Source organism: Paenibacillus cookii (genome assembly GCF_018333375.1).
GTDB classification, from domain to species: Bacteria; Bacillota; Bacilli; order Paenibacillales; family Paenibacillaceae; genus Paenibacillus_AQ; species Paenibacillus_AQ cookii.
The window spans coordinates 1-26,768 of record NZ_BORW01000040.1; the positions used below are offsets into that span (position 1 = coordinate 1).

General features: G+C 55.5%; 21 protein-coding genes and 1 pseudogene. 17 read left to right on the forward strand and 5 right to left on the reverse strand.

From position 1 onward, the window contains the following. Nucleotides 1–173: 173 nt before the first annotated feature. On the reverse strand, nt 174–596 hold the full coding sequence (locus KI367_RS23525; RefSeq protein ID WP_212952383.1) for a hypothetical protein: 423 nt from the start codon (nt 594–596) through the stop codon (nt 174–176). 263 nt (nt 597–859) lie between these two features. Here KI367_RS23525 and KI367_RS23530 point away from each other — a divergent pair, with 263 nt between their 5' ends. Further along, nucleotides 860–1,687: an aldo/keto reductase gene (locus tag KI367_RS23530; RefSeq protein WP_212952384.1), complete on the forward strand. Its 828-nt coding sequence runs from the start codon at nt 860–862 to the stop codon at nt 1,685–1,687. A gap of 95 nt (nt 1,688–1,782) precedes the next feature. Here the strand turns inward: KI367_RS23530 and KI367_RS23535 are convergent, their stop codons facing one another. The 3 genes from KI367_RS23535 to KI367_RS23545 all read right to left on the reverse strand — a co-directional run bounded on the left by KI367_RS23535 (nt 1,783) and on the right by KI367_RS23545 (nt 4,106). Beyond that, nucleotides 1,783–2,907 (reverse strand): cytochrome P450, encoded by a 1,125-nt coding sequence (locus KI367_RS23535; protein ID WP_246537232.1) that lies wholly within the window; start codon nt 2,905–2,907, stop codon nt 1,783–1,785. Between the two features lie 78 nt (nt 2,908–2,985). Then, on the reverse strand, nt 2,986–3,564 hold the full coding sequence (locus KI367_RS23540; RefSeq protein WP_212952386.1) for a TetR/AcrR family transcriptional regulator: 579 nt from the start codon (nt 3,562–3,564) through the stop codon (nt 2,986–2,988). A 197-nt stretch (nt 3,565–3,761) separates the two neighbouring features. Continuing rightward, complete coding sequence (locus tag KI367_RS23545) at nt 3,762–4,106, reverse strand: winged helix-turn-helix transcriptional regulator (RefSeq protein WP_212952387.1); 345 nt, start codon at nt 4,104–4,106, stop codon at nt 3,762–3,764. A gap of 150 nt (nt 4,107–4,256) precedes the next feature. Between KI367_RS23545 and KI367_RS23550 the strand changes: the two genes are divergently transcribed. The 9 genes from KI367_RS23550 (at nt 4,257) to KI367_RS23590 (ending at nt 14,164) form a co-directional block, all read left to right on the forward strand. Beyond that, nucleotides 4,257–5,195, forward strand: coding sequence for an aldo/keto reductase family protein (locus KI367_RS23550; protein WP_212952388.1), 939 nt, complete (start codon nt 4,257–4,259; stop codon nt 5,193–5,195). Between the two features lie 329 nt (nt 5,196–5,524). Next, nucleotides 5,525–7,678: a PrsW family glutamic-type intramembrane protease gene (locus tag KI367_RS23555; RefSeq protein WP_212952389.1), complete on the forward strand. Its 2,154-nt coding sequence runs from the start codon at nt 5,525–5,527 to the stop codon at nt 7,676–7,678. A 1-nt stretch (nt 7,679) separates the two neighbouring features. Next, nucleotides 7,680–8,009: a hypothetical protein gene (locus tag KI367_RS23560; RefSeq protein ID WP_212952390.1), complete on the forward strand. Its 330-nt coding sequence runs from the start codon at nt 7,680–7,682 to the stop codon at nt 8,007–8,009. A 294-nt stretch (nt 8,010–8,303) separates the two neighbouring features. Next, nucleotides 8,304–8,915, forward strand: coding sequence for a glycerol-3-phosphate responsive antiterminator (locus tag KI367_RS23565; protein WP_246537233.1), 612 nt, complete (start codon nt 8,304–8,306; stop codon nt 8,913–8,915). Nucleotides 8,916–9,093: 178 nt separating this feature from the next. After that, nucleotides 9,094–10,407, forward strand: coding sequence for an ABC transporter substrate-binding protein (locus tag KI367_RS23570; RefSeq protein WP_246537234.1), 1,314 nt, complete (start codon nt 9,094–9,096; stop codon nt 10,405–10,407). Between the two features lie 17 nt (nt 10,408–10,424). After that, nucleotides 10,425–11,306, forward strand: coding sequence for an HAD family hydrolase (locus tag KI367_RS23575; RefSeq protein ID WP_212952395.1), 882 nt, complete (start codon nt 10,425–10,427; stop codon nt 11,304–11,306). After that, complete coding sequence (locus tag KI367_RS23580; RefSeq protein ID WP_212952397.1) at nt 11,288–12,361, forward strand: ABC transporter ATP-binding protein; 1,074 nt, start codon at nt 11,288–11,290, stop codon at nt 12,359–12,361. The genes KI367_RS23575 and KI367_RS23580 overlap by 19 nt, the downstream gene beginning before the upstream one ends. Next, on the forward strand, nt 12,358–13,230 hold the full coding sequence (locus tag KI367_RS23585) for a carbohydrate ABC transporter permease (RefSeq protein WP_036713404.1): 873 nt from the start codon (nt 12,358–12,360) through the stop codon (nt 13,228–13,230). Before KI367_RS23580 ends, KI367_RS23585 begins: the two co-directional genes overlap by 4 nt. A gap of 115 nt (nt 13,231–13,345) precedes the next feature. Then, the gene (locus tag KI367_RS23590; protein WP_212952419.1) at nt 13,346–14,164 is read left to right on the forward strand and encodes a carbohydrate ABC transporter permease; all 819 of its coding nucleotides are present in this window, start codon (nt 13,346–13,348) and stop codon (nt 14,162–14,164) included. Nucleotides 14,165–14,288: 124 nt separating this feature from the next. Here KI367_RS23590 and KI367_RS23595 read toward each other — a convergent pair whose 3' ends face one another. Continuing rightward, the gene (locus KI367_RS23595; protein WP_212952399.1) at nt 14,289–14,915 is read right to left on the reverse strand and encodes a DUF3298 and DUF4163 domain-containing protein; all 627 of its coding nucleotides are present in this window, start codon (nt 14,913–14,915) and stop codon (nt 14,289–14,291) included. A 415-nt stretch (nt 14,916–15,330) separates the two neighbouring features. Between KI367_RS23595 and KI367_RS23600 the strand changes: the two genes are divergently transcribed. From KI367_RS23600 to KI367_RS23630, 7 genes and pseudogenes are all read left to right on the forward strand, one after another. After that, nucleotides 15,331–16,524, forward strand: a complete 1,194-nt coding sequence (locus KI367_RS23600) for an amino acid deaminase/aldolase (protein WP_212952400.1) — start codon at nt 15,331–15,333, stop codon at nt 16,522–16,524. Continuing rightward, a pseudogene (locus tag KI367_RS23605) lies at nt 16,512–17,829 on the forward strand (D-arabinono-1,4-lactone oxidase). Before KI367_RS23600 ends, KI367_RS23605 begins: the two are co-directional and overlap by 13 nt. A gap of 250 nt (nt 17,830–18,079) precedes the next feature. Further along, a complete protein-coding gene (htpG, locus tag KI367_RS23610) occupies nt 18,080–19,960 on the forward strand; it encodes a molecular chaperone HtpG (protein WP_212952402.1) in 1,881 nt (626 codons plus the stop codon). Nucleotides 19,961–20,286: 326 nt separating this feature from the next. After that, complete coding sequence (locus tag KI367_RS23615) at nt 20,287–21,429, forward strand: YecA family protein (RefSeq protein ID WP_212952404.1); 1,143 nt, start codon at nt 20,287–20,289, stop codon at nt 21,427–21,429. 370 nt (nt 21,430–21,799) lie between these two features. Beyond that, nucleotides 21,800–23,506: an amylo-alpha-1,6-glucosidase gene (locus KI367_RS23620; RefSeq protein ID WP_212952405.1), complete on the forward strand. Its 1,707-nt coding sequence runs from the start codon at nt 21,800–21,802 to the stop codon at nt 23,504–23,506. A 231-nt stretch (nt 23,507–23,737) separates the two neighbouring features. Beyond that, complete coding sequence (locus tag KI367_RS23625) at nt 23,738–25,480, forward strand: cache domain-containing sensor histidine kinase (protein WP_212952421.1); 1,743 nt, start codon at nt 23,738–23,740, stop codon at nt 25,478–25,480. After that, complete coding sequence (locus KI367_RS23630) at nt 25,458–26,642, forward strand: response regulator (protein ID WP_212952407.1); 1,185 nt, start codon at nt 25,458–25,460, stop codon at nt 26,640–26,642. The genes KI367_RS23625 and KI367_RS23630 overlap by 23 nt, the downstream gene beginning before the upstream one ends. Nucleotides 26,643–26,768: the final 126 nt, after the last annotated feature.

Genomic DNA, 26,768 nt, shown 5'->3' on the forward strand with positions numbered 1-26,768 from the left:
CTGTTCTAAAATTCTGCAAGTCTGCCCTTTTCTTCATCCATATAATACCATTTTCGAAAATTACCCCTTAACGACAGTGAATATGCTATCGCTTCTTCTCTGAAACGGAATTATGCAAAACACTCAGCTAAAAGCTTGCGGAACATCGTTCGTAACCGTTTTGCAGAAAATTTCTACACGATCGTCGCGCAGTACCCCGTCTTTTTTCCTTCCTCCACGGCTTTGACATATCCGTCAAAATAAAAAGGGATATCGTCCTCGCTGCCGTTGACGATTCTTCCCCTCACTTTGTCGAAAGCGAAGATCGAGACCGAAAAAGCAGGCTCCCCGGTAACCAGAACGGGTTGCTCCTTTTCCGCCGCCCAATAATATTTCCCGCCGTAATTCCGCCGGGCCACCTCGAAAATATAACATCCCGCCATGGAACATACGGAATCCAAGGGATCGTCGTCCGTCACAAAATCGCGGATTTCGTCCAACAGATCGTCCAGCAGGCGCAGGCTTTCCACGCCGAAATCAAAATTCCCCCGGTCCGCGAAATTGGCGGCAAAACTTTCGGCCGTAGAAATCACGTCGTCTTGCAAGCTTCTTTGCATGTGGTTTAAGCTCCTTTTTTCTTTTTTTGATGGGATTGACGCGGCAAGAAACAGCGGATCTGCCAAATGGTTCAATCTATTATAGCAATTCCTTCGGGTCTCTGTACGTTGGGTCCATTTTGCAGCCGAAAAACCTCTTTCTGCAACTCCGAAGGCGGGATGCATGACATGGTTTTGACTTTGGCGCGCCGCTGGTTTATCTTGGGTTGTACCGGGTGTCTTTGGACATCCCTCATTGAATCATCCGAAGGAGGCGTCTTTTCATGAAAAATCTTCAATCGAAGGCAACCTTGAACAGCGGCCATGCCATGCCATGGTTTGGGCTGGGCGTATACAAGGTGCAGGAAGGCCAGGAAGTGGTCGATTCCGTCAAAACGGCGATAGCCCACGGCTACCGGAGCATCGACACGGCTGCGCTTTACGGCAATGAGGAAGGCGTTGGGCAAGCGGTTCGGGAATCGGGCGTTCCGCGCGAGGAATTGTTTATTACGACCAAAGTGTGGAACTCGGATCAGGGATACGAGAGCACGTTGAAGGCTTTTGAAACAAGCATCCATAAACTGGGACTGGATTACGTGGATCTTTATTTGGTGCACTGGCCGGTCAAAGGAAAATACAAAGACACGTGGCGGGCGCTCGAGAAGCTGCAGCAGGACGGAAAAGTCCGTTCGATCGGGGTATCCAACTTCCATATCCACCACCTGGAGGATTTGATGAAGGATGCGAGCGTGAAGCCTGCCGTCAACCAGGTGGAGCTGCATCCGCTGCTGAACCAGGCCGAGCTGCGCGAATACTGCAAATCGCAAGGCATCCAGATCGAAGCCTGGGCTCCGTTGGCGCAAGGGCATCTGCTAGATAACGAAGTGCTGAAAACGATCGGCGCGAAATACGGCAAATCCACGGCGCAGGTCATCCTTCGCTGGGACATTCAAAATGAAATCGTGACGATTCCGAAATCGGTCAATCCGAAGCGGATCGTCGAAAATGCCGACATTTTCGATTTCGAATTGACGGCGGACGAAATGGAGCAAATCAACGGGTTGAACGAAAACCGCCGTTTTGGGGCCGATCCGGACAATTTTAACTTCTAATTTCGTTTTGGGTGCAAAAAATCGCGCATGTCTGCTTCCGGGCAGGATGCGCGATTTTTTTTATATGAAAAATAGGAGTGCTCTCTCGGACCGCGTCATTTCAAAATCACCGGCAGCTCCTTCAGCGCAAACATCATCGTGCTTTCCTGGCGCACGAGCGCCGCCGAACGGTCGCGGCGGAAATCCGGGAAGCGCCTTAGCAGCGTTTCGATGGCGATTTTCGATTCCATCCGGGCGAGCTGCGAACCGAGGCAGTAGTGGATGCCGCTGCCCAGTCCCAGATGCGGATTCGGATTCCGGTGAATGTCGAATTGTTCCGGGTGCTCGAACACTTCTTCATCATGGTTCGCCGATGCCATCCAGATGTGGACGAATTGTCCCTGCTTCAGCTTTTGCCCGCGCAGTTCGGTATCCTGCTTGACATGGCGGAACATGAGCTGCACCGGGGAGAAATAACGGAACGTTTCCTCGATGGCGCCCGGAATCAATCCGGGGTCTTCAAGCAGCTGCGAACGGACCTCCGGCAGACTGTCGACGGCCAGCATGGCGGAGGCGATCAGGTTGGTCGTCGTTTCGTTGCCGGCCACGAGCAGCAGGATGCAAAACCCGATGATTTCCAAATCGGTCAAATGTTCGTTTTCGATGCGGGCCTGCACCAGCTTGGTGATCAAATCGTCCTGCGGATGCCGCCTGCGGTCTTCGGCGATGTCCGCAAAATAGGCGCTCATCTCCCGCTGGCAGGCGTAATAGGCTTCGGGATGGTCGCCGACGAGGGCGTCCGACCATTCCTTGAACTTTTCCCTGTGTTCCATCGATACCCCGAGCATTTCGGCGATGACGGTGATCGGGAGCGGGCTGGCCAAATCCGCGATCGCATCCATCCGGTCCCTTTGTTCGGCTTCGTCAAGAAGGGCGTCGGTGATCGCTTGGATTTTCGGGGCAAGGGATTCGACCACGCGCGGGGTGAACGCCTGCGAGACCAGCTTGCGGAGCTGACGGTGCTTCGGCGGGTCCTGGCGCAAGATGCTCGATTCGAGCGGATCTTCCGACGACGGGGACCCTTGGGAAGAGAAGATGTCGTAATTCGTGAAGACGTATTTAACGTCTTCGTACTTAAAAACGCTCCAAAGTCCAGTCCCTTCGGATTGAACGACAGGAGAGCCGTTGCGCATTTGTTTAAACCAATCCAAAGGCAGCAGACCGTTTTCATTCCATTCCATGCGTAACACCGTCGCTTTCTTTTGAAGATTTTTTTGAACTGACTGGTCAGTTTTAACTCCTTAAAAAAGAAGGCCAGGTTAATCGATCGAGATAAACAGGCCTTTCGTTACCATGGTAAAGACAAAATGCTCCAGATCGTCGCGGGAATATTCGTCCAGATGGCTCAGGTAATAGTTGCAGGTGCTTTCCAGCGTGCCGACGATGCTTGCCGCCGCCAAATTCGCATCCACGTCGCGGATCAGGTTCCCTTCGCATTGGCCTTCCTCCAAGATGGACGCCAAAAAGCGGAGATGCTCCCTCCGGAGCTGCTTCAGCTCATCCAGGACATCCTGCTCGATCCCGTTCGACAGCTCGTTAAAAACAATATGCGAAAAATGGCGCGATTCCAGAAAAAAATCCAGATGATGGCGGATGATCCGCAAAATCTGCTCCTTGATCGGAAGGGGGGCGCACAGGTCGGCCTGGGTCCGCTGCATGATATCTTCGAAGCCTTGCTTGACGATCGTTTTAAACAGTTCGGACTTCCCCGGAAAGTTATAATACAGCGTTCCTTTGGCCACTTGGGCCCTCAAGGCGATTTCATCCATGCTGGCGCGGTGGTAGCCGTTTTCGGAAAACACTTCGATGGCGGCGCGTATAATTTTGTCTTTGCTCAAGCTCAATCTACCTTTCCTGCAAAATCAATCCGTTAATCTGACTGGTCAGTTCAAAAATAAAATAACATGCTGGGAAAATTTAGTCAACTGCAGCCGGCAAGTCCAATTCCTGTGCGACGCAGAAGGGGATGGGGACGGGGATGCTTACAGGGACTTTTCACCGTTCCGTTCAAAAACAGGACGGGGGCGGACGCTCCTTAGGTCCACCGCGCCGCCCAAAGCTTCATTTGATGGCAAATGCCGTGCAAATCCTGCCCCTTTGGAGTGAGCGTATATTCCACCGTCACCGGCACCGTCGGGAACACTTTGCGCTCCAGCACCCCCTGGTCTTCGAGGTGGCGCAGCGTGCTTGTCAGCGCCCGGGGACTCACGCTGGGGATCCGCCGCTGCAGCTCGCCGAACCGGAGCGTTCCGCAAAACAGCTCGCGGATGACGAGAAAAGCCCATTTGCCGCCCAGCACGTCCAGCGTTTTTTCGATGTTGCATTCGATGAATTCCGGATTTTTCGGGATATAGCTGCTGGCCTTTTTCGTTGTCGTCACAAGGTTCACCTCCCATGGATATCTACTATATTAAAGTATACTAGATATCCTCCGTATAATTAAGTGAAAAACATTTCACTTCTTTAAATCGGATACGAACTTTTATAGAATGGGGAATGTAACCAGAACGATCTCGAGGAGGAATGGAACATGAAATACCGGAGATTAGGCGGAAGCGGCCTGAAAGTGAGCGAAATCAGCTTGGGAAGCTGGCTTACATACGGCGGTTACGTGGAACGCGAAAATGCGGTCCATTCGATCAAAACGGCATATGATCTGGGCATCAATTTTTTCGATACGGCAAACGTTTATGAAAAAGGCGCGGCGGAAGAGCTGGTAGGCGAAGCATTGAAAGCGTATCCGCGCGAGTCGTACGTGCTCGCCACGAAAGCGTTTTGGCCGATGGGAGACGGTCCGAACGACCGCGGGTTGTCCCGCAAGCATATTACGGAGCAGGTCCATGCCAGCTTGAAGCGTTTGAAGCATGACTATGTGGACATTTTCTACTGCCACCGCCATGATCCCGAAACGCCTCTGGAGGAAACGCTGCGCGCGATCGATGATTTGATCCGCCAAGGCAAAGTGCTGTACGCGGGCGTCAGCGAATGGCAGGCCTCGCAAATCGCGGAAGCGCTGGGCGTAGCCGACCGTTATTTGCTGGACCGCATCGTGGTCAATCAGCCGCAGTACAATATGTTCCAACGTTACATCGAAAAAGAAATCATGCCGCTCTGCGAGCGTTCCGGCATCGGGCAGGTGGTGTTTTCGCCGCTGGCGCAAGGCCTGCTGACGGGCAAATACACCTCGGCCTCGGACATTCCGCAGGACAGCCGCGCGGCAAGGCTCGAATGGATGCGCAAAGGCATCACGGAAGAAAAAATCAATCAAGTCAAACAGCTTGAAGGCATCGCCAAGGAGCTGGGCATTTCCGTGGGCAACCTGGCGCTGGCCTGGGTTTTGCGGAGCGGCAACGTGGCGAGCGCGCTCGTTGGCGCCAGCCGTCCGGAGCAGGTCACGGAAAACGCGAAAGCTTCCGGCGTGGAACTGAGCGAAGACGTATTGAACCGCATCGAGGAGATTTTGAAATAAAAGGTGACATAGCCCCGTCGCCATGCCGAAGAAAAAGGGTTCATTCGGCAGTAACGGCGATTCGGGCAAAAATAGAGATACGAGGAAATAGCGGCCCAGCCAAACATGGGCCGCTATTTTGTTGCTGGCGTTTTTTCGCTTTTGGCCGCTAAACGCGCAAAGGAGCGCAGGCCGGCCGCCTATCGCCTTGTTTCCGGTCCGAACGAACCGGTGCGGCCTCGCGTAGTTCGTTTGTTGGAGGAATAAAGTCCAGTTTTTATAAATCGAACCATTTCCTGTGTCATGAACGGCGCAACATCGGGTATGATTTGGAGAGAGCACTGCTGCCCATGAATAGCTGGATTACGGCAAAGGAGGCGGTTGTTACGGAAACGGTCTGGCGGATCCGATGCGGGATCCGGGACGCCGCGGAAGCGGGATATCGATGGTTATGCGGAATACGGCGGCGTTACCCCTGGCTCGGAACCTTGTATGCCATCTGGTGCTGGATATCGCTGCTGACGTGGATCGTCGGCTTGTTTTTGTACCGGGATTCGCGCACGATGCTGGTTCAGTACTTGTGGTCCTTTTACGTGATGCTTCAATTCTGGTTGTTGTGCCGCAGCAAAACGTTGGCCTGGAAGCAAACGGCGCTGTTTATGCTGCTGGGCGTCTTTCTTGTCATTCCGCTGACGGCGCTGACGCTGCTCGCGGCTCACGGCATATTCGGCGGAAGCACGAGGGACACCTGGTCTCAGGCGGTGCTGACTCCGATCGCGGAAGAAATATGGAAGCTTGCGCCGCTGGGGTTGTTTTTGCTTTTCTCGCGCCGCGCCACCTCCATGAGCCTGGCGGATTACGCGCTTGCGGGGGCGGGGGCCGGCGCCGGCTTTCAGCTGATGGAGGAGCTTGCCCGCCGTTGGCTGAATTCGGGCATCATCGGGCGGACGTATGGCTACAGCACGACGCTGCTCGGGGGAGAGACGATCCATTGGGATGTTTGGACTTTATTCCCCGGGCGTTTTGAGGAGAGCATTTTCCCGACGATCATGTCGGTCAGCCATCCCGTGCACACCGGCATGATCACGCTTGGCATCGGGCTCGCCGTCCGTTGCCGCAAACGGCTTGGCGGCGCCATTTTTGCTTTGCCTGCGCTGCTGCTGGCCTGGTCCATTCTGGAACACGCCGCTTATAATGGACAGAATTCCTTGCCCGCGTGGTTGATGAAGCTCAGCGATTGGACCGGCAGCGGATACCGGACGAAAGGCGTTTTCCTGACGCTGCTGGCTCTGGCGCTGATTCTGGATTACGTTGCCTTGAACCGGGTCAAAAGCCGGCTGCCCCGCATGGAGAGGGAACGGATGATTACCCCGGTATCGGAGCTGTGGTACATGCTGGAGGCTCTCCTTACCCGCAGGGAACGGTTCGCAAGCGTCATGTCATGGACCCGCGAACGAAGGGAAATGGGTTTTTCGCTGCTTTACGGAAACGACGAAGCCCGGTCGATCCGCGGGCGTCTGCAGGACGACATGCTGAAGCATTTCCGGGCGGCCGCCGGCGTTGCCGTGATGCTTTTCCTGCTTGCCGGGCTGGCGGGATTCGCCGCTTATGGGCAGGCGCATGTTCAACCTGCGGATTCCGCGTGCTTTTCCTGCATGTTCGATTCGCTGCAAAATTGGTGGGACCGCCTCGGTTTTTGGGAAAAGGGCGCGATCGTGCTGGGCGCGTTTGCCTTGTCGCTGCTGTTCGTCGGCTTCTGGCCGGCGCTCGGCATCGCCTTGACGGCCGCCAGCCTTCCGGCCGGCGGGCATGAAATCGCCAAAAACATCCGCGATCCCAAGCGGCTGCTTACGCCCGAGCATGCCATTTCGGCGCTGCTGGCGTTGGCGCTCAGCCGGGTTCCGTTCGGCCGGCTGGCCGAAAGCTTCGGCAAACGGGGCGGGCGCAAGCTGAAGGAATGGCTGGAGAAGCTGCTGAAGAAGCGGAAGAAGCCGGGGCGCAAGCCTGAAGGAAAGGAACGGCCGTCCGGGCAGGAACCCGAAGAGAATCCGCCGCGCGGCGATGCGGACGATTACGTTCACTGGAGCAAAGCGAAATACCGCGGCGTTGAGCTGTACGACAGCCGGAATTCTCCGCTTGGGGAAATCGACGGGATCGATTTGGATAAGGGCGTTTTCTATGAAGCGAAGTCGGCCGAGGGGCTCGACCGCATCCACCCGAAAACGGGCAAACCGCAGCAAACGCCGCAGCAGTTTACGGATAAACAGCTGTACCAGAAAACGAAGGTGCGGATCCACAATCTTCAAAAAGCGGCGGGAACGCGGGCGACGCCGGACGGAACGGCGGAAATCCCGACGCTTGAGCAAATCAGGGGCATCCGGCGTTTCGAGTTTCAGCTGGACGGGGACTCGCCGGCGCTGCGGGAGGCGGCGGAGAACAGCTTGAACCGGCTCCGGCAGGAATTTCCGGATTATACATTTTCGATACGGTTTGGAGTGAAATAAAATGTCGATCGCGGTTTTTATCGTGGATCCCGTGGACGATTTCGAGCGTTCCTTTACGATTCCGGTCGCGACGGAGTCGTTTTACCGGCAATACTGGGCGCCGGCCATCGCGGATCTGGACCTTCAGTGGCTGGCGTTGTTCGAGAACGGCGTGGATGTGGAGCAGGAGGACGTTCCCGCGGTTTTGGGCGAAGTCTCCCGGCTAAAGGAATGGGCGCGGGCCAACATGCACGGGGATGATCTGGAGCATATGCTGCGCAGGCTGGAGCTGCTTGAAGCGGAACTGCCGAAGGCATACAGGCGCGGCGGAGCCGTTGTATATATTGGATAGCCAAAGCCCGGAAGGCGTACCTTCCGGGCTTTTTGACGAGGGGCGTCGACGGCCCCTTTGACCATGGGCCAACCGTGCGGAGGCAGGACGCCGCCCAAACGTTGGCTTTTTTCGCGATCCGCTCCCCGAGCTTCAAGTTTTTTCCTTTCCAACGTTTACAAAACGATGAGCCTCATTTTACCTTAAGGAAACCTTTAACGCGTACGATGGATGGGAAGGGACAAGGATTGAAAAAAGCCGTCGACAAGCGGAATGATGACGCTAATTGCAAATGGAACCAAGGAGGCTGCAGCAATGAAGGATGCGATCACCAAGGAGGATTTTTGCCGGGGGCTCGAACAACATAAACGCATCGCTTCCATCAAAGATCCGCGGCATATCGAGCTGGCCCTTCGCCGGCGGGATCAGCTGAGCGGCGTTTTTCTGCTGATGGGGCATATCGGCGTCGTCAAAGGGTACGTCAACGTATTCAAGGAGCACGGCCTGCCCGTGTTTATGCATCTGGAGAAAATCGGCGGTCTCAGCACCGACCGCTACGGCCTGGAATATTTGGCTAAAAGCATCCGGCCGTCCGGGGTGATTTCCACCAAAACGAACATCGTCAAAAACGCGAAAAAAATGGGGCTGATCACCATCCAGCGTTTTTTTCTCGTCGACAGCGAAGGGTTGGACAACATCGCCAAAAGCCTCTCGCAAACCGAACCGGATATCATCGAACTGATGCCTGCCCGGATTCCGGACACTATCTGCAAGGTGAAGTCTTTTACGTCGCTCCCCATCATTACGGGAGGCTTATTGTACGAAGAAGCGCACGCCGAAGCCTGCCTGAGCCATGGCGCAACCGCCATTTCTTCTTCCCGGCCGGAGCTGTGGGGCATGCCGGAACGAAAATTGACCGAAAGTTAATGCATCGCGGGAACAGATTTAACAGTTGTCCATTAATCTGGTATCGACAAGTAAATAAACCGGTTGGAGTCTTGGAGAAACCTGATCTGCTGCGGCTGACGCATGTTGCCGTTCGTTTTTCGGGTTTCTTTTTGCTGCTTCCGGCCTGATTTTACAAAAAAAGGGTGGAGGAATGACTGTGTTCAAGAAGAAGGTAACGGCTTTTACGCTTGCGGCGTTGATGGCGGTGTCTTTGGCGGGCTGCGGTTCGGGCGGAGGCGATGCGGCCGAAGTCGAAGGGAAAGCTGAAGCGGCTGCGCCGGCCAAAAAGGTGGTCATCAAATACTGGTACGCCTACGGGGACAAAATCGAGGAAGCGAAGCTGCACATGGTCAAAACCTTTAACGAATCGCAGGACAAATACGAGGTCGTGGCCGAACATCAAGGCAAATACGACGATCTTCATGCCAAAGTGCAGGCCGCGTTTGCCGCGGGCAACGCCCCGGCCGTGACGGATCTCGAGATCGCTTCGACCGGCGTGTTCGCCAATTCCGGCATGCTGGAAGAGCTGACGCCGTACGTGGAAAAGGATAAGGATCAGGTCAAGCTGGACGATTTTATTCCGGGTTTGATGGGGAACGCCTACGTCAACGGCAAGCTGTACGGGCTTCCTTTTATGCGCAGCACCCCGATTATGTATAAAAACGTGACGATGCTGAAAGACGCCGGGTTGGACCCTGCCGGCCCGAAAACGTGGCAGGAGCTGGAGGAATACTCGCGCGTGCTGAAGGCAAAAGGCAAGTTCGGCATGACGGTTCCGGTGGATATCTGGTTTTACGAAGCGCTGGTGGCCCAAAGCGGCGGGCAGATGTTAAGCGAGGACGGCAAAAAAGCGGCTTTCAACGAAGCGCCGGGAGTCGCGGCGGTCGAGTTTTGGAAAAAGCTCTCCAGCGAAGGCCTGATCAAAATGCCGGTCGGCGATGAGGCCGGAGCGACCGCGGACAAGGATTGGGCGAACCAAATTTCCGCCTTCAAGTTCGGTTCGACCGCAGGCGTGGCGGAGAGCCTGGAAATCGCCCAGGGCAACGGCTTTGAGCTGCAAACGGCGTTCATGCCCGCCAACAAGGATTACGGCGTTCCGACCGGCGGCTGCCAGCTTGTCATGACCTCGAAGAGCAAACCCGAAGAGAAGGAAGCGGCATGGGAGTTTATCAAGTGGATGACCTCCAAAGAAAACACGATTTACCAGCACAAACACGTCGGTTACTTGCCGACGCGCACGTCCGCGGTCGAAAGCGAAGAGCTGCAGGAACACTTTAAGCAATATCCGCAGTACAAGGTAGCCGTCGACCAGCTTCAATACGCAAGACCGCGCCCGATGGAGAACGCTTATCCGGAAGTGGCGGACATTTTGGGCGATGCGATCGAAAAGGCGATCATCGATCCGAAGACGACCCCGCAGGACGCGCTCAATGAAGCGGCTGAAAAAGCAAACAAACTGCTCGGCAAATAGAAAGGAACATGTCCGGTATGACGGAAGACAACTGGTTGGGAAAGATCAAGGTCGTTATTTTCGATATGGACGGCACGTTGTATCAGGAAGATACCTTCATGGAGCGGTATATCCGATATCTGCTCGAAGGAACGGAGCATGAAGCGGATACGGAGGCGGCCATAAGCATGGGAAAAGCGATCCGGTCCGGGGAGCATTTTTTCGGGTTCGGCCACTTTTACCATCTGAAGGACGATCTCCTGGTCGTTCGGCTGGAGGACGGATTAGCGAGGGGATATGCATGGGACGGTTCATCCGTCCCGATGCGCAAAAAAGTTTACAAATTCGATTCGATCCTGGACGGGGAACTGCTTCATATCGGCGATCCGTGGTGCATTGCGGCCATGTTCAGCCATAAATACAAGCTGCCGGCCATGAAGCTGGACGAAGCTTTTAACAGAGTGCGTCGAGAAATGCTGGCTGCTCCGCACCGCTTCGAGGTTCACGGCGGTTTGATGCAGGCGATCGGAGAGCTCGGCGTGGAAAAAAGGGTGCTCATGACCAATACCCATCAGGCATCGGGCGCCGAATTTCTGGAGTTTATGCGAATCGGGCATGTTTTCGACGAAATTTGCTGCGGGGCGGGAAAGCCGGCGGGGCTGGACGCTTATTTGGCTTCCTTGCTGCGGCAGGGATACCAAGCGGATGAGATTTTGTCGGTCGGCGACAACCCGTGGAACGATTTGCATCCGGCGAAGCGGATCGGGGGCAGAACCTGCTTCATTTCCCCGTATCCGAGCCGCGACGCCGAGGCATGGGATTTGCGGCTGACGACGCTTGACGAACTGGAATGGCTCTTGCGTGCCCTGAACAAGCGGAAAACGAAGGAGGAGATGCATGTATGGCACGAATCCTGCTAAAAGGAATCAGCAAAACATTCAAGGATGAAACGGTGATTCAGGATTTGAACCTGGAGATCAAAGACGGTTCTTTTACGGTGCTGGTCGGACCCTCGGGCTGCGGCAAATCGACCACGCTGCGCATGGTTGCCGGTCTGGAGAAGCAAAGCGGGGGAGAAATTTGGATCGACGATACGTGCGTGAACGATACGCCGCCCGGCATGCGGGACGTCGCCATGGTATTCCAAAACTATGCGCTGTATCCGACCATGACCGTCCGCGGCAACATCGAGTTCGGACTGAAAAACAGGGGCGTGCCCCGAAACGAGCGCGATAAGCTCGTCAAGGACATTTCCGAGATCGTCGGGCTCGCCCCTTTCCTGGACAAAAAGCCGCAAAGCCTTTCCGGCGGGCAGCGCCAACGGGTCGCGCTCGCGCGCGCCATGGTCAAAAAGCCGAAGGTATTCATTCTCGACGAGCCGCTTTCCAATCTGGACGCCAAGCTGCGCAATCAGATGCGGACGGAGCTGATCCAGCTTCACAAGCGGCTGGGCACGACATTCGTCTACGTGACCCACGATCAGGTGGAGGCGATGTCGATGGGAGACGAAATCGTCGTCATGAACAAGGGAGCGATCCAGCAGGCGGATTCGCCGATGAAGCTTTACCAGGACCCGGCCAACCTGTTTACCGCCCAATTTATCGGCACGCCCGCGATGAATATCATCGACATGCAGGGCATGAAAGGTCTGAACATCCGCTCGGACCGTCCGGTCGGTTTCATCGGTTTCCGGCCCGAACAGGGGCTGCTGAACCCCGATCGCCCGGTGGAAGGGCTTGTCTTGAAAGGGGATATCCTGACCCGCGAGAGCCTGGGCGCGGAGAACATTTACCAAATCCGTTCGGATGCCGGAACGTTTTTCGTCAAAACCTTCCTGAGGCCGCTGGAGCCTGCGGACGCGGTAACCGTAGCGGTTCCGCATGACCAGCTTTATTATTTCGGCCCGGACGGCGGCAGAATATACGGGGCCGGGATGCAGGAGAGGGCACTTATTGCCGGGGGCGCGATCGTATGACGGTTTGGCATAAACTTCGTCCCTACGGCATGGTTGCTCCGGCCATCATCATTTTTTCGCTGTTTTTTATTTATCCGATCTTCTACATGATTTATTTGAGCTTCTACGACTGGAATTTCATCAGTCCGACGAAAACGTTCGTCGGGATTCAAAATTTCGTGGATTTGTTGTCCGAACCGGAATTCATGCAGGTGCTTTCCAATACGACCGTTTACACGGTTTTGACGGTTACGCTGACGACGGCGTTGTCGCTGCTGCTGGCCTTGTGGCTCAACCGCGGCAATTTCTTTTACGGCATCGTGCAGGGGGCGATTTTCAGCCCGCATATCATTTCGCTCGTGTCCATTTCGCTGCTGTGGAGCTGGCTGATGGACCCGGAATACGGGCTGCTCAATTGGGTGATCGGCTTGTTCGGCTTCGGAAAGCTGCAATGGCTGTCGCACCCGAGCACCTCGCTCGTCTCGCTGGTCATCGTCGCGGTATGGAAAGGCATCGGGTACAACACGCTGGTGTTTATCGCCGGTCTGCAGAGCATTCCCGCCGATATTTACGAGGCGGCTTCCCTGGACCGCTCCCGGCCGTGGACGACGTTTACGAAGCTGATTTTGCCGATGCTGTCGCCGACGATCTTTTTCCTGGTCATCATCAACATGATCGGTTCATTCCAGGTGTTCGAAACGATCGCCATCATGACCCAGGGCGGGCCGGTCAATTCCACGAACACGCTCGTGTACTACATTTACGAATACGGCTTCCGGTTCTTTAAAATAGGGTATGCTTCCGCGGCAGGCGTCATTTTGCTGGTCATTGTCGGCATCCTGACGATCATCTACTTCAAACTGCTGTCGAACCGGGTTCATTACCGTTAAGAAAGAGGTGTAACGCTTGAAAGCCGCAAACCGCGCCATCGAAGGCCCGATCCGGGCTGCCGCCGGCACGCCCATGAACGGGATCCGGTCGAAACGGGCTCTGCTGCGCACGATCATGAACGTCGTGCTCCGCCTTGCGAACGCTGCCGGACTTCTGCTGCTGGTGCTCATTTTTGCCCTGCCGTTTGTCTGGATGCTGTCCACGTCGCTCAAAACGCTGCCGGAGACGATGATATTTCCGCCGGAATGGATTCCGCGGAATCCCGTCTGGAAAAACTACGTCGACGCCTGGAACACGGGGCCGTTCCTGCATTACATGACGAACAGCGTCATCATCGCCGTAAGCATCCTTTTGCTGCAAATGCTGACGATCATTCCGGCTTCCTATGCGTTTGCCAGATATAAGTTTGCCGGATCGGGCTTTTTGTTCAGCATCGTCATGGTGACGCTGATGATTCCGAGTCAATTGATCTTCCTGCCCGTCTATTTGGAGCTGAGCGCCTTCAAGCTGCTCAACACCCATCTGGGCCTCATTTTGCCATTCGCGTCAAGCGCCTTCGGCATCTTCCTGCTGCGGCAGGCGTTCCGGCAAATTTCCGACGAGCTGATCGAAGCCGCAAGGCTGGATCAGGCGGCGGAGTGGAAAATCATCGTCCGGATCATGGTGCCGATGGTGAAGCCGGTGCTTGTCACGTTCGCCTTGTTCAGCTTTATCGCCCACTGGAACGATTATTTCTGGCCGCTGGTCATGACGACGAACGAAACCGCCAGAACGCTGCCGATCGGCATTGCCAAAATCCGCGAGGTCGAAGGCGTGGGCACCTGGAATATTTTGATGGCGGGCAACCTGATTCTCGTGGCGCCGATTCTCGTCGTGTTTTTCTTGTCGCAGCGCCAAATTATCAAAGCTTTCGTCTATAATGGCGTCAAATAAGCGCAGTTTCATGGAAGCTTGAAAGCCGATGCCGCCTGCAAAAGCTGCCTGCACCGCCGTTTCCGGCGGTATAGGGCGGCTTTTTTGGCGTGTTTGCATCCCTGCCGGGGCTGCCGCTTTCGCATTAAGCGATATCCGCCGCGAGCACCGTAAGCGGTCCTTCTTCGGCAGCGATGTTCTGCAGGTCGTAGACCGACACCGGAAACATCGGAAACCCCGCATAATAGGGCGCAATCGAATACAGCGGGTAAAACACGACGAGCGCTTTATCGGCCACATAATAATCCTGGGTCGGCTGGACCGTTACCGTCGTTCCTTCCAGCATGGGGAGGTTCCTTTTGCGGATCTGGGCGTTGATCTCCGACGTCAGCTTCGCTTGATAGTTCGAGCCGGACTGGAACAGGTCGGCCAGCGCGTAAGAAGCGCCGGTGCGGGCGTTGAAGGTCAATCCCTTGGCGACGGTATAGCCGTGGGCCATGGGAGCGGAATACGTGTAGTTGCTGAGCACCAGGCTGAGAATGCCGCGCTCGTTCGTTTTGATTTCGAAATTTCCGGTCGTTTGCGGGTGGCTTCCGGTCTGGGCATGCTGCTGGATTCGCTGCATTTCCTGGATCTGCCCGATGATCGCGCGGTTGATTCGCTCCTCGGCTTGGGGGCTCGCCAGTCCGGCGACCTGGGGATATTGGATCCGGATGCCGGGGGCGTCATAAGCAAGGGTTCGCACTTGAACGGGAGGCTCGTAAAGAGGCATTGCAATCGCTCCTAATCAGGTTCGTATGTTTGCTGCAATAGCCTATTCGCAAGCCCGCTTCTTCGTGACTTCCGGGCGGCCGGTGCCGGGCGGGAAGCACGCGAAAAGAACCGATTGCCCGCATTCTCCTTTTCAGCTAAAATAAGGATAATTTACATGCCTCAAGAATCATTTTCGCTTCCACATGACCGCTTGATCGATCGACCTCAATTTTCGACGACTCCGCAAGCCTATTTTCCAGTTAACGGACATATCGTTTAGATACCCTTAATAAGACGTAGCAGCTCATACCGTTCCTTTAAAATGACAGCGCTTTCTCTATTTCGATTCGCCGCCTCACGTTTGTTTCCATTCATTCGTTCCATTTTCCGGCTTTATTGCCCGCAACGGCAGACGTTTCAGAAGGAGGGAGAAGATGGATCGCGGTTATGCCTATTATAAAAAGGCGTTTGAGGGCATTCCCAAACCTTTCGCTTACGTGGACCTGGATTTGTTTGACGAAAATACCCGGAACATCCTGAAGCGGGCAGGCTCCAAAAACCTGCGCATCGCCACCAAGTCGGTCCGAAGCGTCGCTTTGCTGAAGCGGATTCTTCATCGGAGCCCGGTTTTTTGCGGAGTGATGTGTTTTTCGCCGCAGGAGGCCATATATCTGGTAAAGCAGGGACTGGACGATATCGTGATGGGTTATCCCGTGTGGGAGCCGTCCGCGCTGTCCAGCCTGGCCGAGCTCATCCGCCGGGGCAAATCGGTTACGCTGATGGTCGATTCGATCGCGCATATCGAGCATCTCGAACGCATCGCGGCGAGGCATGGCGTACGTTTCCCCGTATGTCTCGACATGGACATGTCGATGGACGTACCGGGGCTGCATTTCGGCGTGTGGCGCTCGCCGATCCGCACCGTTGCCGAGGCGGAGCCGGTCGTGGAGAGAATCCTCTCCTCCCGCATGGTGATGCTGGACGGCGTCATGGGGTACGAAGCCCAAATTGCCGGGGTAGGCGACCATTATCCGAACAGCGGCCCGAAAAACAGGCTGGTGCAAACGCTGAAGCGGCGATCCGTCCGGCAGGTCGCAAGCAAAAGGGCGGCGCTGGTCGCCATGATCGAAGACGCGATGGGGGCGCCTTTGCGTTTCGTAAACGGCGGCGGCACGGGAAGCTTGCATACGACGGTCCTGGAGGAAGCGGTGACGGAAGTGACGGTCGGCTCCGGTTTTTTTGCGCCGGCGTTATTCGACAATTACAAAGATTTCCGTTATCTGCCCGCGGCTGGTTTCGCCGTTGAAATCGTGCGCCAGCCTAGTGAACAGTTGTATACCTGTCTCGGGGGCGGATATGCGGCTTCGGGAGCCGCCGGCAAAGATAAGCTGCCGAAACCTTATTTGCCGGCAGGGGCGTCCCTGATGCCGCTGGAAGGCGCGGGGGAAGTGCAAACCCCCGTAAAGTACGAAGGAGAGGAGCCACTCACGCTGGGCGATCCGGTTTTCTTCCGGCATGCGAAGGCCGGGGAGTTATGCGAACGGTTCAATCATCTGTACGGCGTATCGAAAGGCAAGATCGTTGAAAAAATCACGACGTACCGGGGGGATGGACAATGCTTTCTTTGAACGAAAACCGGAAGGTATGGAGGAACTGGTCGGGAACCGTCCGCACCATGCCGAAGGCATGTCGCATATCCGACCGGGGTCGATGAAATCGCGGCTTTGGTCCAGTCCTACGCCAAGGAAGGCAAAGGCATCCGCGTCATCGGGGCCGGGCATTCCTTTACGCCGCTGGTCGAGACCGGAGACGTCCTGCTTTCGCTGGACCACCTGGCCGGCGTCGAGCCGGTGGACGAAAGCACGCGCAGCGTCTGGATTTGGGCGGGGACGAGATTAAAGGACATCAGCGAAGCGCTGCACAAGCAGGGCTGGGCGCAGGAAAACCTCGGCGACATCGACGTCCAGTCGATCGGGGGCGCGATCGGAACCGGAACGCACGGAACGGGAATAAGGTTCGGTTCTCTATCGACGCAGCTGCTGGAAGCCCAGGTAGTGACGGCGTCCGGCGAGCTGCTGACATGCAGCGAGGAACAGAACCGCGAGCTGTTCAAGGCGCTTCAGGTTTCGCTCGGGATGTTGGGGATCGTGGTGAAGGTCCGCATCCGCGTCGTTCCCCGGACGGTGCTTCACTATAGAAGCATGCGCCTGTCCATGGACGAATGTTTCGATAGGCTGGCGGAGCTCCGGGACCATCACGACCATTTCGAATTTTTTTGGTTCCCCCATACCGATACCGTCCAGGTGAAGCTGTTGGATGAAACGGATGAAAAGCCGTCCGAAAACCGGTTTTGGCAGCAGGTCAATCAGCTGGTGATGGAAAACGCCTTTTTCGGCATGATGTCGGAAGGCTGCCGCATCCTGCCGGGACTGTGCAAGCCGGTCAGCCAGTTGTCGGCGTGGTTCGTCCCTACGGGCGAGAACGTGGCGTACAGCCATGAGCTTTTTGCCACACAGCGGCTCGTGCGTTTCAATGAAATGGAATGCAGCGTGCCGGCGGAGCGGATGGAGGAAGTTGTCCGCGAAATCCGGGCCAAGGTGGCGGCGGAAAAACATGCGGTGCATTTCCCGGTCGAATGCCGCTACGTCAAAGGCGACGATATTTGGCTCAGCCCGGCCTACGGCCGTGATTCCGCGTACATTGCCGTTCATATGTACAAGGGAATGGCGCATGAGACGTATTTCCGCGACGTCGAGGACATTTTCCGGAAGCACGGCGGCCGACCGCATTGGGGGAAAATGCATACCCGCACGGCGGAGGAGCTTGCCGGCCTGTACCCGATGTGGGATGCGTTCCGGAAGGTACGCCAGCAGGTGGACCCGGCAGGCCTATTTTTGAACGATTATTTAAGGAGGCTGTTTGCGGCGGAGTAGAGACGGCACAAAAGCCCGCGAGGATTCGCGGGTTTTTATATTGGCACCGTCATTCTGCGCAGGCCGGCCCGTTTCGCGCAGGATGGGCACCACTACGGGGGAGCGCATCGGCGAAAGCCAGGATCACCGGCTTTGAAATCGTCTTCATGTATTGACTTCGAAATTCAAGGTGTGATATATAAAAATAAGAATTAGCACTCATTGTGCGAGAGTGCTAACATACCCATCGAGCCGAAAGGAGCACTGACTCATGATCAAAAAGGAGTTCAAAGCCGAATCGAAACGGCTGCTGGACATGATGATCCACTCGATCTACACGCAGAAGGAAATCTTTTTGAGGGAATTGATCTCCAACGCCAGCGACGCGATCGACAAGATTTATTACAAAGCTCTCACCGACGACAACATCGTCTTCAATAAAGATGATTATTATATCCGCATTACTCCCGATAAGGAAAACCGCACGCTGACCATTACGGATACGGGGATCGGCATGACCCAGGAGGAACTGGAAAACAACCTCGGGATCATCGCCAAAAGCGGTTCGCTTGCCTTTAAGAGCGAAAACGAAGCGAAGGACGGACACAACATCATCGGTCAATTCGGCGTAGGCTTTTATTCCGCGTTCATGGTTGCCGACAAGGTGACGGTGACCAGCAAAGCGCTGGGCAGCGACCAGGCTTACCGCTGGGAATCCGAAGGCGCGGACGGCTACACGATCGAACCTTGCGAGAAGGATTCGGTAGGAACCGAAATCGTTCTGAAAATCAAAGAAAACACCGAGGACGACCGGTATGACGAATTCCTTGAGGAATACCGCCTGAGAACGATCATCAAGAAGTATTCGGACTTCATCCGTTATCCGATCAAAATGGAAGTGAGCGGAAGCCGTCCGAAGGAAGGCGGCGAGGGCGAATTCGAGGAATACAAGGAAGAGCAAACGATCAACAGCATGGTGCCGATCTGGCGCCGAAACAAAAGCGAGCTGACGAAGGAAGATTACGAGAACTTCTACGCGGAAAAACGCTACGGCTTCGACAAACCGCTCAGCTACGTGCACGTCAAGGCGGACGGCGCCGTCGTGTACAACGCCATTTTGTTCATTCCGGAACGCACGCCTTTCGATTATTACACGAAGGAATACGAAAAAGGCCTCGAGCTGTATTCCAACGGCGTCCTCATCATGGACAAATGCGCGGACCTGCTGCCGGATTACTTCAGCTTCGTCAAAGGGATGGTCGATTCCGAGGATCTGTCCTTGAACATCTCCCGCGAAATGCTGCAGCATGACCGCCAGCTGACGCTCATCGCCAAAAACATCAAAAACAAAATCAAATCCCAGCTCCTGTCCCTCCTGAAGGACGAACGCGAGAAATACGAAACGTTCTACAAAGCGTTCGGCCGGCAGCTTAAATTCGGGGTATACAACGATTACGGCATGAACAAGGACATGTTGTCCGATCTTCTGATGTTCACGTCCTCGAAGGAGAAAAAGCTGGTTACGCTCGATGAATACGTGTCGAGAATGCCTGAGGATCAAAAATATATCTATTACGCTACCGGAATCTCCGTCGAACGGATCGAGAAGCTGCCGCAAACGGAGCTTGTCCTTGACAAAGGTTACGAAATTCTGTACTTTACCGACGACATCGACGAATTTGCGATCAAGATGCTGATGAACTACAAGGAGAAGGAGTTCAAATCGGTATCGAGCGGCGATCTCGGCATCGAGTCCGAAGCGGACGAAGAGGCGTCCAAAGCCGAAGCGGAAGAGAACAAAGAGCTGTTCGAAGCGATGAAAGAACTGCTTGCCGGCAAAGTGAAGGACGTCAAGGCATCCAAACGCCTGAAGTCCCATCCGGTATGCTTGTCCGCCGAAGGCGAGCTTTCGATCGAAATGGAAAAAGTGCTGAACGCGATGCCGAGCAGCGAAGGCATCAAGGCCGACAAAATATTGGAGATCAACGTGCAGCACGACGTGTTCAAATCCTTGAAGGAAGCCTTCGACAAAGACCGCGAAAAGCTCGGCTTGTATACGAACCTGCTGTACAACCAGGCGCTGCTGATCGAAGGGCTTCCGATCCAGGATCCGGTCGAATTTACGAACGATATTTGTAAAATCATGGTGTAGCTTTCGTTTCATGAATAGCAGCGAATATTGCCCGGCCTTCCGGAGGCCGGGCGCTTTTGTTGCTTTTCTCCTTGCCGGCATGTTGTAAAATTTTCGGTATGGAAGATGAAACGGCTCGAATAGTGTATAATGTTTAAAGATGCGGCTAAATTCACATGCCTCGGATGCCGCGGCATGGATTTAGACGCTCCAGGGTGCGATCTATAAACGAATGAAACGTTTTCGGCCGCTCGATGCCGAAGAGGGTTCTTTGGATTTGCAAAATCGTTGCCTGCATGCTTATCAATCTGGAAGAGGTGTAAATGTTGGAAGACCCAAGGTTACAAATGGAAGAACGTAATATACAGCACGCCATCATCGGAGACGTGATGAACCGTTTGCCGGAAATTCTGCAAAGCTTGACCAAATCAAGACTTTCTTCGCTTGCTGCCGCCAATCAAATTTCCGGACGTTCCAAGATGAAGAAGGAAGAGCTTGCAGATGCTCTTTCAGCATATTTGACCGATCCGGAGCAGCTGCGGCCGATCGTGATGGCGACGGATGCCGATGAATGGGCCCTTCTGGAAAAAGTGATGAACGAGCCGTCCATTCAGGATAATACGCTGCCTTTCGGACATTATGCGAATCTTCTGGAGCGCGGGCTCGTATTCAGCTTCTTTAACGAAGGCAAGCTGCATGTGCTGATGCCGGAGGAAATCAAAGCGGCCGCATCGCAAATCGGCTTGTCCGAATTGAAAAAAGAGCACGGCTCGAAGCAGGAAGTTTACGATTATATCGCTGCCGCGGCTCATTTGTACGGCGTTATCAAGCTGGACAAGCTTGTTCAACTATATAATTCGCAGCATGACGAGTCGATCACCAAAGAGGAGCTTGCGGCTTGCGCGGGCAAGATGGGCGATCGCGGACAAAACATCCTTTTGGCGGGCGACGTTCTGTACAACGGACTGATCGCAGGCAGCGCGGATGAAAACAAGCTGGCCGAGCTGGCGGAAGGATTGGACGATAAACCGTTTTACGTTCCGGAAAAAGAAGAGCTGCTCCGCTACGCGGATATGGGTTACTTCGAGATGACGCCGCAGCTTGAAGAACTGCAGGCTTTTGTGCTGAACAACATGAGCAAGGACGCGGAGCGGGTGGAACATCTGCTTGACGACATTCAATGGGCTTGCGTGCAGAAGTCCCCGATGCAGGAGCTGATCAATCAGTTTGACCGCCATAAAATCCCGTTCAAAACGCCTGTGCATGCGCAGCGCGTCATTTCCCTGCTGGCGGAAGTGTACAACAACACGAGAATGTGGGCCAACGCCGGTCATACGCTGGTGGAGCTGAGCGCGATGAATGCCATCGATCCGGAGAAAGGGCTCGTCCGACTTGTGGACGAAAGCGACAATACCGTTCCCAAAGTCGGAAGAAACGAACCTTGCCCATGCGGAAGCGGATTGAAATACAAGAAGTGTCACGGGAAATAACAAGATCATCATAAGTTTTGACCAGGCCTTATCCACGCCCTGCAGACCTCGGACCGCCCTTCGGTTGTCCGGCTGCAGGGTGTTTTTCGTGTTCATAGGGTTTGTTGATGGACGAAGCGGATTCCGTTCCGGCCACCGGCAACGACGCGAGCCATTCCAAGCCGAAAGCTAAATAACGAATCTCGGAAGGCGGCGGAGACCGGCCTAACATTTGTGCCCCGCATGGTCGAACAAAAAGACACCTTTTATGAGGTGGCCCCCGTTTTTCCAACAAAATGGCCGCCACTCGAAAACAACTGGCCGTTTCGGCCCTTCCCGATCAAGGGTACAATGAAAGCGTTATGATTCCTCTTGACGAAGGAGAACAGCCATGAAATTCGACCTGAGCATCGTGCCCTTCAGCCGGAGAGAAACGTTTCTTGCGGTTTCGCTCCTGCCCGAAGGAAAAAATAGACAGGAAGGCCTGTACCTCCGGACGGTACGGGGCGGAGACGACAAGTTCGGAGAAGCCTTCCGCATCGAACCGGTGGATGCCCTCGGCAGGCTGATTCCGTTTACGGCTGAGGCATCGCCGGAGGCGGTCAAGCTTCAGTCGCCCGCGTCCGAAATCTACGCCGACATTTGCATTTCGGACAAACGTACGGTCCGCTTCCGTTCGAAGGGCTGCGGCATCCGGCTGACCTTCATGCCGGCCGCTTACGATTATGCTTACGAAGTGAACGAAAACAGCTGGGAGATGAACAGCTTTACCCATGAATGCCGCTTTATGCTGACCCGGCTTGCGGGCGCCATGAAGATGGAAGTGCCGTGGGACAAAATCAAAAGCTCCCGCGTCGTCGCCGAGTTCGTTCCGGATCCGGACACGAACGAAGCGGAGTTTGCCGTCGAGGAATTCCGCACGGTCTGGGAGCCGCGGGCCGCATGGGAGCCGTTTGACGAAGCGGTTCAGTCGGCAAAGGAAGACTTTGCTTCCTGGCTCGATCGAAGTTTGCCCGTGTCCGAGGCTTTCGCCGAGGGAAGGGAGCTTGCGGCCTATATAACCTGGTCCTGCCTCGTCCCGGCGGAAGGCTTGCTGACGCGGCCGGCCATGTACATGTCGAAAAACTGGATGACGAATATATGGAGCTGGGACCATTGCTTTAACGCGATGGCTTTGGTCCGCCATGATCCGAAGCTGGCCTGGGACCAGTTCATGATCTTTTTCGACCGGCAGGACGAAAGCGGGCTGATTCCCGACTTCGTCAACGACAAATACGAGCTGTGGAACTGCAACAAACCGCCGATTCACGGCTGGACGCTCGCCTGGATGATGCAGCGGACGGATTACATCCGGGAGACTCAGCTGCGCGAAGTATACGGCCCATTGTCCAAATGGACGAAATGGTGGTACCGGTACCGCGACGGGGACGGCGACGGCATTCCGCAGTACAACCACGGCAACGATTCGGGCTGGGACAACAGCACGGCGTTTAATAACGGGATTCCGGTGGAAAGCCCGGATTTGGCGGCGTTCCTGATCCTTCAGGCCGAGCTGCTTGCCGAAATCGCCGGCTTGCTCGGACTTCCGGAAGAATCCTCGGCATGGCGCCGTTTGGCGGAGGATACGCTCGATAACATGATCGCCCATTTTTGGCGGGACGGAACGTTTATTTCCTGCCGCTCGGGCACGCATGAGCCGTCCGACGGCGACAGCCTGCTGCTGTTCGTGCCGATCGTGCTCGGCAAACGGCTTCCCGAGCCGATCCGCACCGCGCTGCTGGAGGGCTTGCGCGACGAAAGCCGCTTCCTGACGGCCAACGGCTGGGCGACCGAAAGCGTCAGCAGCCCGTATTATACGCCGGACGGATATTGGCGCGGCCCGATTTGGGCGCCGGCGACGATGCTGCTGGTGGAAGGCGTCGCCGCGGCCGGCGATGCCGAGCTGGCCCGCGAAGTATCGCGCCGCTTCTGCCGCATGCTGAACAAAAGCGGCATGGCGGAAAATTTCGACGCCCTGACCGGCGAAGGCCTCCGCGACAGAGCGTTTACCTGGACGTCGAGCGTGTTCCTCATTTTGGGGCATGAATACGCATTGTAACGCAATACAACGCACTTCTCCCGCTTTTTAAAAGCGTCAAGGGGAAGTGCTTTTCCCGTTTGTCCGGCATGATATGCCGGCTGGTTTCCGCGCCGGATCCGCGTCAAAGCAAGCTTATCCGCAACTGGAAAAATGTAAGCGGTGCCATCGGAAGCTTTATTTTATCTTCTGCGTGTTCGTCCATGCTAGAATGCTGTTATACGCTACATGCAGGCAAGGGGGGAAATCGTGATGAAAGGCCAGCGGCTTCGGCAGCTGTACCGCCGTCTCGTGTCGGGCTCGTACCGCAGCATCCGCACCAAGCTGCTTGTTTGTTTTCTCATCGTGGCCCTGATTCCTTTGCTTTCGCTCGGCGCGGTGTCGTATTACCAGTCGGCGAAAATGATCAATTCGCAGTTCGGCAAATACGGGGAAAACGCCGTGGCCCAGCTTGAGCAGCAGACCAATTCGTCATTGGGCCGCATGAAACAAACAAGCGAAACCATCTATTCGTATTTGTTAGACCCGGCCCGTACCGGTTTAGGGAACCGGGTTCCTGTTACCTATAGCGAAATTATCGAAAAAAACGATTTTGAAGCGCTGCTGAAGTCGCTCCGGACGGACCGGACGGCAGGCATTTATATCATTACGCCATCGGGGTATTATTACGGGGAAAGCAATCTGGACGTGGCCAAGCTGGATAACATTCCCGCATGGAAGTCCAGGCCGGCATCTTATCAAGGCACATACTGGCTCGGTTTTTACGAGCAAAACCATGCGATGAGGGGGGATGATTCCCATCTCCCGGTATTGGGGCTGGCGGTGCCCATCCATCACCCGAACGGTGCGCAGGACGGAAGCACGATCCTGATCGAGGAAAATGCAGGGGAGCTGCTCCACATGTTCCGTCTGTTCGAAGAAGACACGAAGGCCCATCTGACGATCAAGTCCCCGGATGGAAGGCTCATATACGAGAGCGCTTCCAAGTTTGCGCCGAAAAAAAACGACGTCATCTGGGAGCGGACGTTGGCGGTGAATCAATGGACCATCGAAGCCCGGCTGCCGGCCAAAGCGTTTTATAAATCGTCCGGAGTCATTCGCTCCAACACCGTCGTCGTTGCCGTCATTTCCTGCGTGCTTGCGTTCGGGCTGGCTTACGTTTTCTCCTCCCGCTTTACGGCCCGGATTCGGACGCTCAAGGATTCGATGCAGAAGGTCAGCTTCGGCAAGCTCGATACCCGGCTGCCCGTTGAGGGCCGCGACGAGCTGGGAAGCCTCGACATGAGCTTCAACCGGATGGTGAGCGGCGTGCAGACGCTGATCGAGGAAGTGGAGCAAAGCGAACGGCTGAAAAAGGAAGCGGAGCTGCGGGCGTTCCATTACCAGATCAATCCGCATCTATTGTTCAACACGCTGAATTCGATCCAATGGAAGGCCCGGCTGGAGGGAGCGGAGGAGATCCGCCACATGCTTTACCATTTGACGATGGTGCTGGAGGGGAATCTCGACATTTCGCAGGAGCTGATTACGCTCGGCAGAGAGCTGCGCATGATCGATCACTTTTTGAAAATCCAGGAAATCCGTTACGGCGAGGTTTTCCGTTACGACCTGCACTGCGGGGAATCGCTGAAACGGTACCTGATCCCGCGGATGACGCTGCAGCCGCTTTTCGAGAATATATTTTTCCACGGCTTTACCGACGGCGTCGGCTCCATCGAGCTGGACGTGAGGGAGGACAACGACGATCTGGTGCTGACGCTGAAGGACGACGGCGCGGGCATCGCGGCGGAGAAGCTGGAGCAGTTGTTCAAGCCGAAGCCGGAGAGCCGCGGGCGCGGCGGGCTCGGCGTGCAAAACGCGGACCAGAAGTTCAAGCTGCATTTCGGCCCGCCGTACGGGCTTACGGTACATTCGACGAAAGGCGAGGGCACGACGATCCTCATTCGTTGGCCGAAAAAGGAGGAGGGTTCGGATGGAGACGGCAAAAAAAATTAAGGTGCTGATTGCGGATGACGAAAGCATCGTTCGCAAAGGTTTGCGTTCCACGATCGCATGGGAGCGGTTCGGCATGGAGATCGTTGCGGATGCGCCGAACGGGCTGAAGGCTTGGGAAGCTTTTCTCGAATACCGCCCGGAAGTCGTCATTACCGACATCGTCATGCCGGAAATGGACGGGATCGAGCTGTCGCGCAAGGTAAAGGAAACGGAACAGCGGACGAAAATCGTTCTGCTGAGCTGTCACCGCGATTTCGAATACGCCCAGCAGGGCATCCGCCTGGGAGCATCCGGTTACCTGCTCAAGACCGCGTTCGAAGATGAAGAGCTGGAGGAGATGCTGGAGCAATTCCGGCAGGAGTTGCAGTCCCCGCCTCCGGCGGACGGTCAGGACGGCGAACGGCTGGAGGCGATGCTTTTCGCTTGGCTGAGCGGGCATCACGAAAAATTTCCCGCCGAGCTTGCCAGGCTGCGCGGGGGAACGTGGCATTTCAACGGCGAGCCGCTGCATCTTTATTTGATCCGTACGGCCGATTGCGGTTCGAGCTGGAGCGGGCTGCTCCTCGGCACTGGCCAGGACGTCAGGCACTTATGCGAAGGCACCGTGATCCCTTACGGCGGGGAATACTGCTATTGGGCCGTTCCCGAATCGCGGCGGGGGACCGCGGAGGGCTTGCTGGTCGAATGCAAAAGCCGGTGCGGGAAGCTGAAATGGAGCCGAAAGGGAGCATTGCAGGATGCCGTGGAACTGAAAGAGGCGTTCCAATCCCTGCATAAAGAAGCGGAGCTGGAACGAATATACGGCGTATCGGGAGAGGACTGGCCGGAGCCGATCTGGAAAGCGGTCCGCCTGCTGCACGAAAATCCGGCGGCGGACTGGTCGGCAAGCCAGCTGGCGGAAAGGGTCGGCCTGAGCCGCAGCCATTTTTCCATCCTGTTCAAGAAGGCGGTCGGAGACAGCTTTATCGCTTTCCAATACAAGCGGAAGCTGCGGCTCGCATCGGCGCTGCTGCGCGATACGGGGTTGACGATGCAGGAAATCGCCGAGCGCACCGGCCTCGGGGACAGCAAATATTTCAGCAAATGGTTCAAGCGCTGCACCGGCCAAACGCCGAGCCATTACCGTTCCCAACAAAAAGGGGAGGCGTCCCGAACAGATTGACACCCGCCCGGCGACATTCGAACAAAAACGCAACAACATTCGAATAGATGCACGTTTTGAACCGCTTTCATAAGAGTTACGATGAAAGCGGTTCAATTATTATACACCTCATTGACAGGGGAGCTG

Bases quoted from the DNA above. Each gene is read 5' to 3' on its own strand.
- KI367_RS23525 (WP_212952383.1), bottom strand. From the start codon at position 596: ATGCAAAGAAGCTTGCAAGACGACGTGATTTCTACGGCCGAAAGTTTT.
- KI367_RS23530 (WP_212952384.1), top strand. From the start codon at position 860: ATGAAAAATCTTCAATCGAAGGCAACCTTGAACAGCGGCCATGCCATG.
- KI367_RS23535 (WP_246537232.1), bottom strand. From the start codon at position 2,907: ATGGAATGGAATGAAAACGGTCTGCTGCCTTTGGATTGGTTTAAACAA.
- KI367_RS23550 (WP_212952388.1), top strand. From the start codon at position 4,257: ATGAAATACCGGAGATTAGGCGGAAGCGGCCTGAAAGTGAGCGAAATC.
- KI367_RS23555 (WP_212952389.1), top strand. From the start codon at position 5,525: ATGAATAGCTGGATTACGGCAAAGGAGGCGGTTGTTACGGAAACGGTC.
- KI367_RS23560 (WP_212952390.1), top strand. From the start codon at position 7,680: ATGTCGATCGCGGTTTTTATCGTGGATCCCGTGGACGATTTCGAGCGT.
- KI367_RS23565 (WP_246537233.1), top strand. From the start codon at position 8,304: ATGAAGGATGCGATCACCAAGGAGGATTTTTGCCGGGGGCTCGAACAA.
- KI367_RS23575 (WP_212952395.1), top strand. From the start codon at position 10,425: ATGACGGAAGACAACTGGTTGGGAAAGATCAAGGTCGTTATTTTCGAT.
- KI367_RS23580 (WP_212952397.1), top strand. From the start codon at position 11,288: ATGGCACGAATCCTGCTAAAAGGAATCAGCAAAACATTCAAGGATGAA.
- KI367_RS23585 (WP_036713404.1), top strand. From the start codon at position 12,358: ATGACGGTTTGGCATAAACTTCGTCCCTACGGCATGGTTGCTCCGGCC.
- KI367_RS23590 (WP_212952419.1), top strand. From the start codon at position 13,346: ATGAACGTCGTGCTCCGCCTTGCGAACGCTGCCGGACTTCTGCTGCTG.
- KI367_RS23595 (WP_212952399.1), bottom strand. From the start codon at position 14,915: ATGCCTCTTTACGAGCCTCCCGTTCAAGTGCGAACCCTTGCTTATGAC.
- KI367_RS23600 (WP_212952400.1), top strand. From the start codon at position 15,331: ATGGATCGCGGTTATGCCTATTATAAAAAGGCGTTTGAGGGCATTCCC.
- htpG (WP_212952402.1), top strand. From the start codon at position 18,080: ATGATCAAAAAGGAGTTCAAAGCCGAATCGAAACGGCTGCTGGACATG.
- KI367_RS23615 (WP_212952404.1), top strand. From the start codon at position 20,287: ATGGAAGAACGTAATATACAGCACGCCATCATCGGAGACGTGATGAAC.
- KI367_RS23620 (WP_212952405.1), top strand. From the start codon at position 21,800: ATGAAATTCGACCTGAGCATCGTGCCCTTCAGCCGGAGAGAAACGTTT.
- KI367_RS23625 (WP_212952421.1), top strand. From the start codon at position 23,738: ATGAAAGGCCAGCGGCTTCGGCAGCTGTACCGCCGTCTCGTGTCGGGC.
- KI367_RS23630 (WP_212952407.1), top strand. From the start codon at position 25,458: ATGGAGACGGCAAAAAAAATTAAGGTGCTGATTGCGGATGACGAAAGC.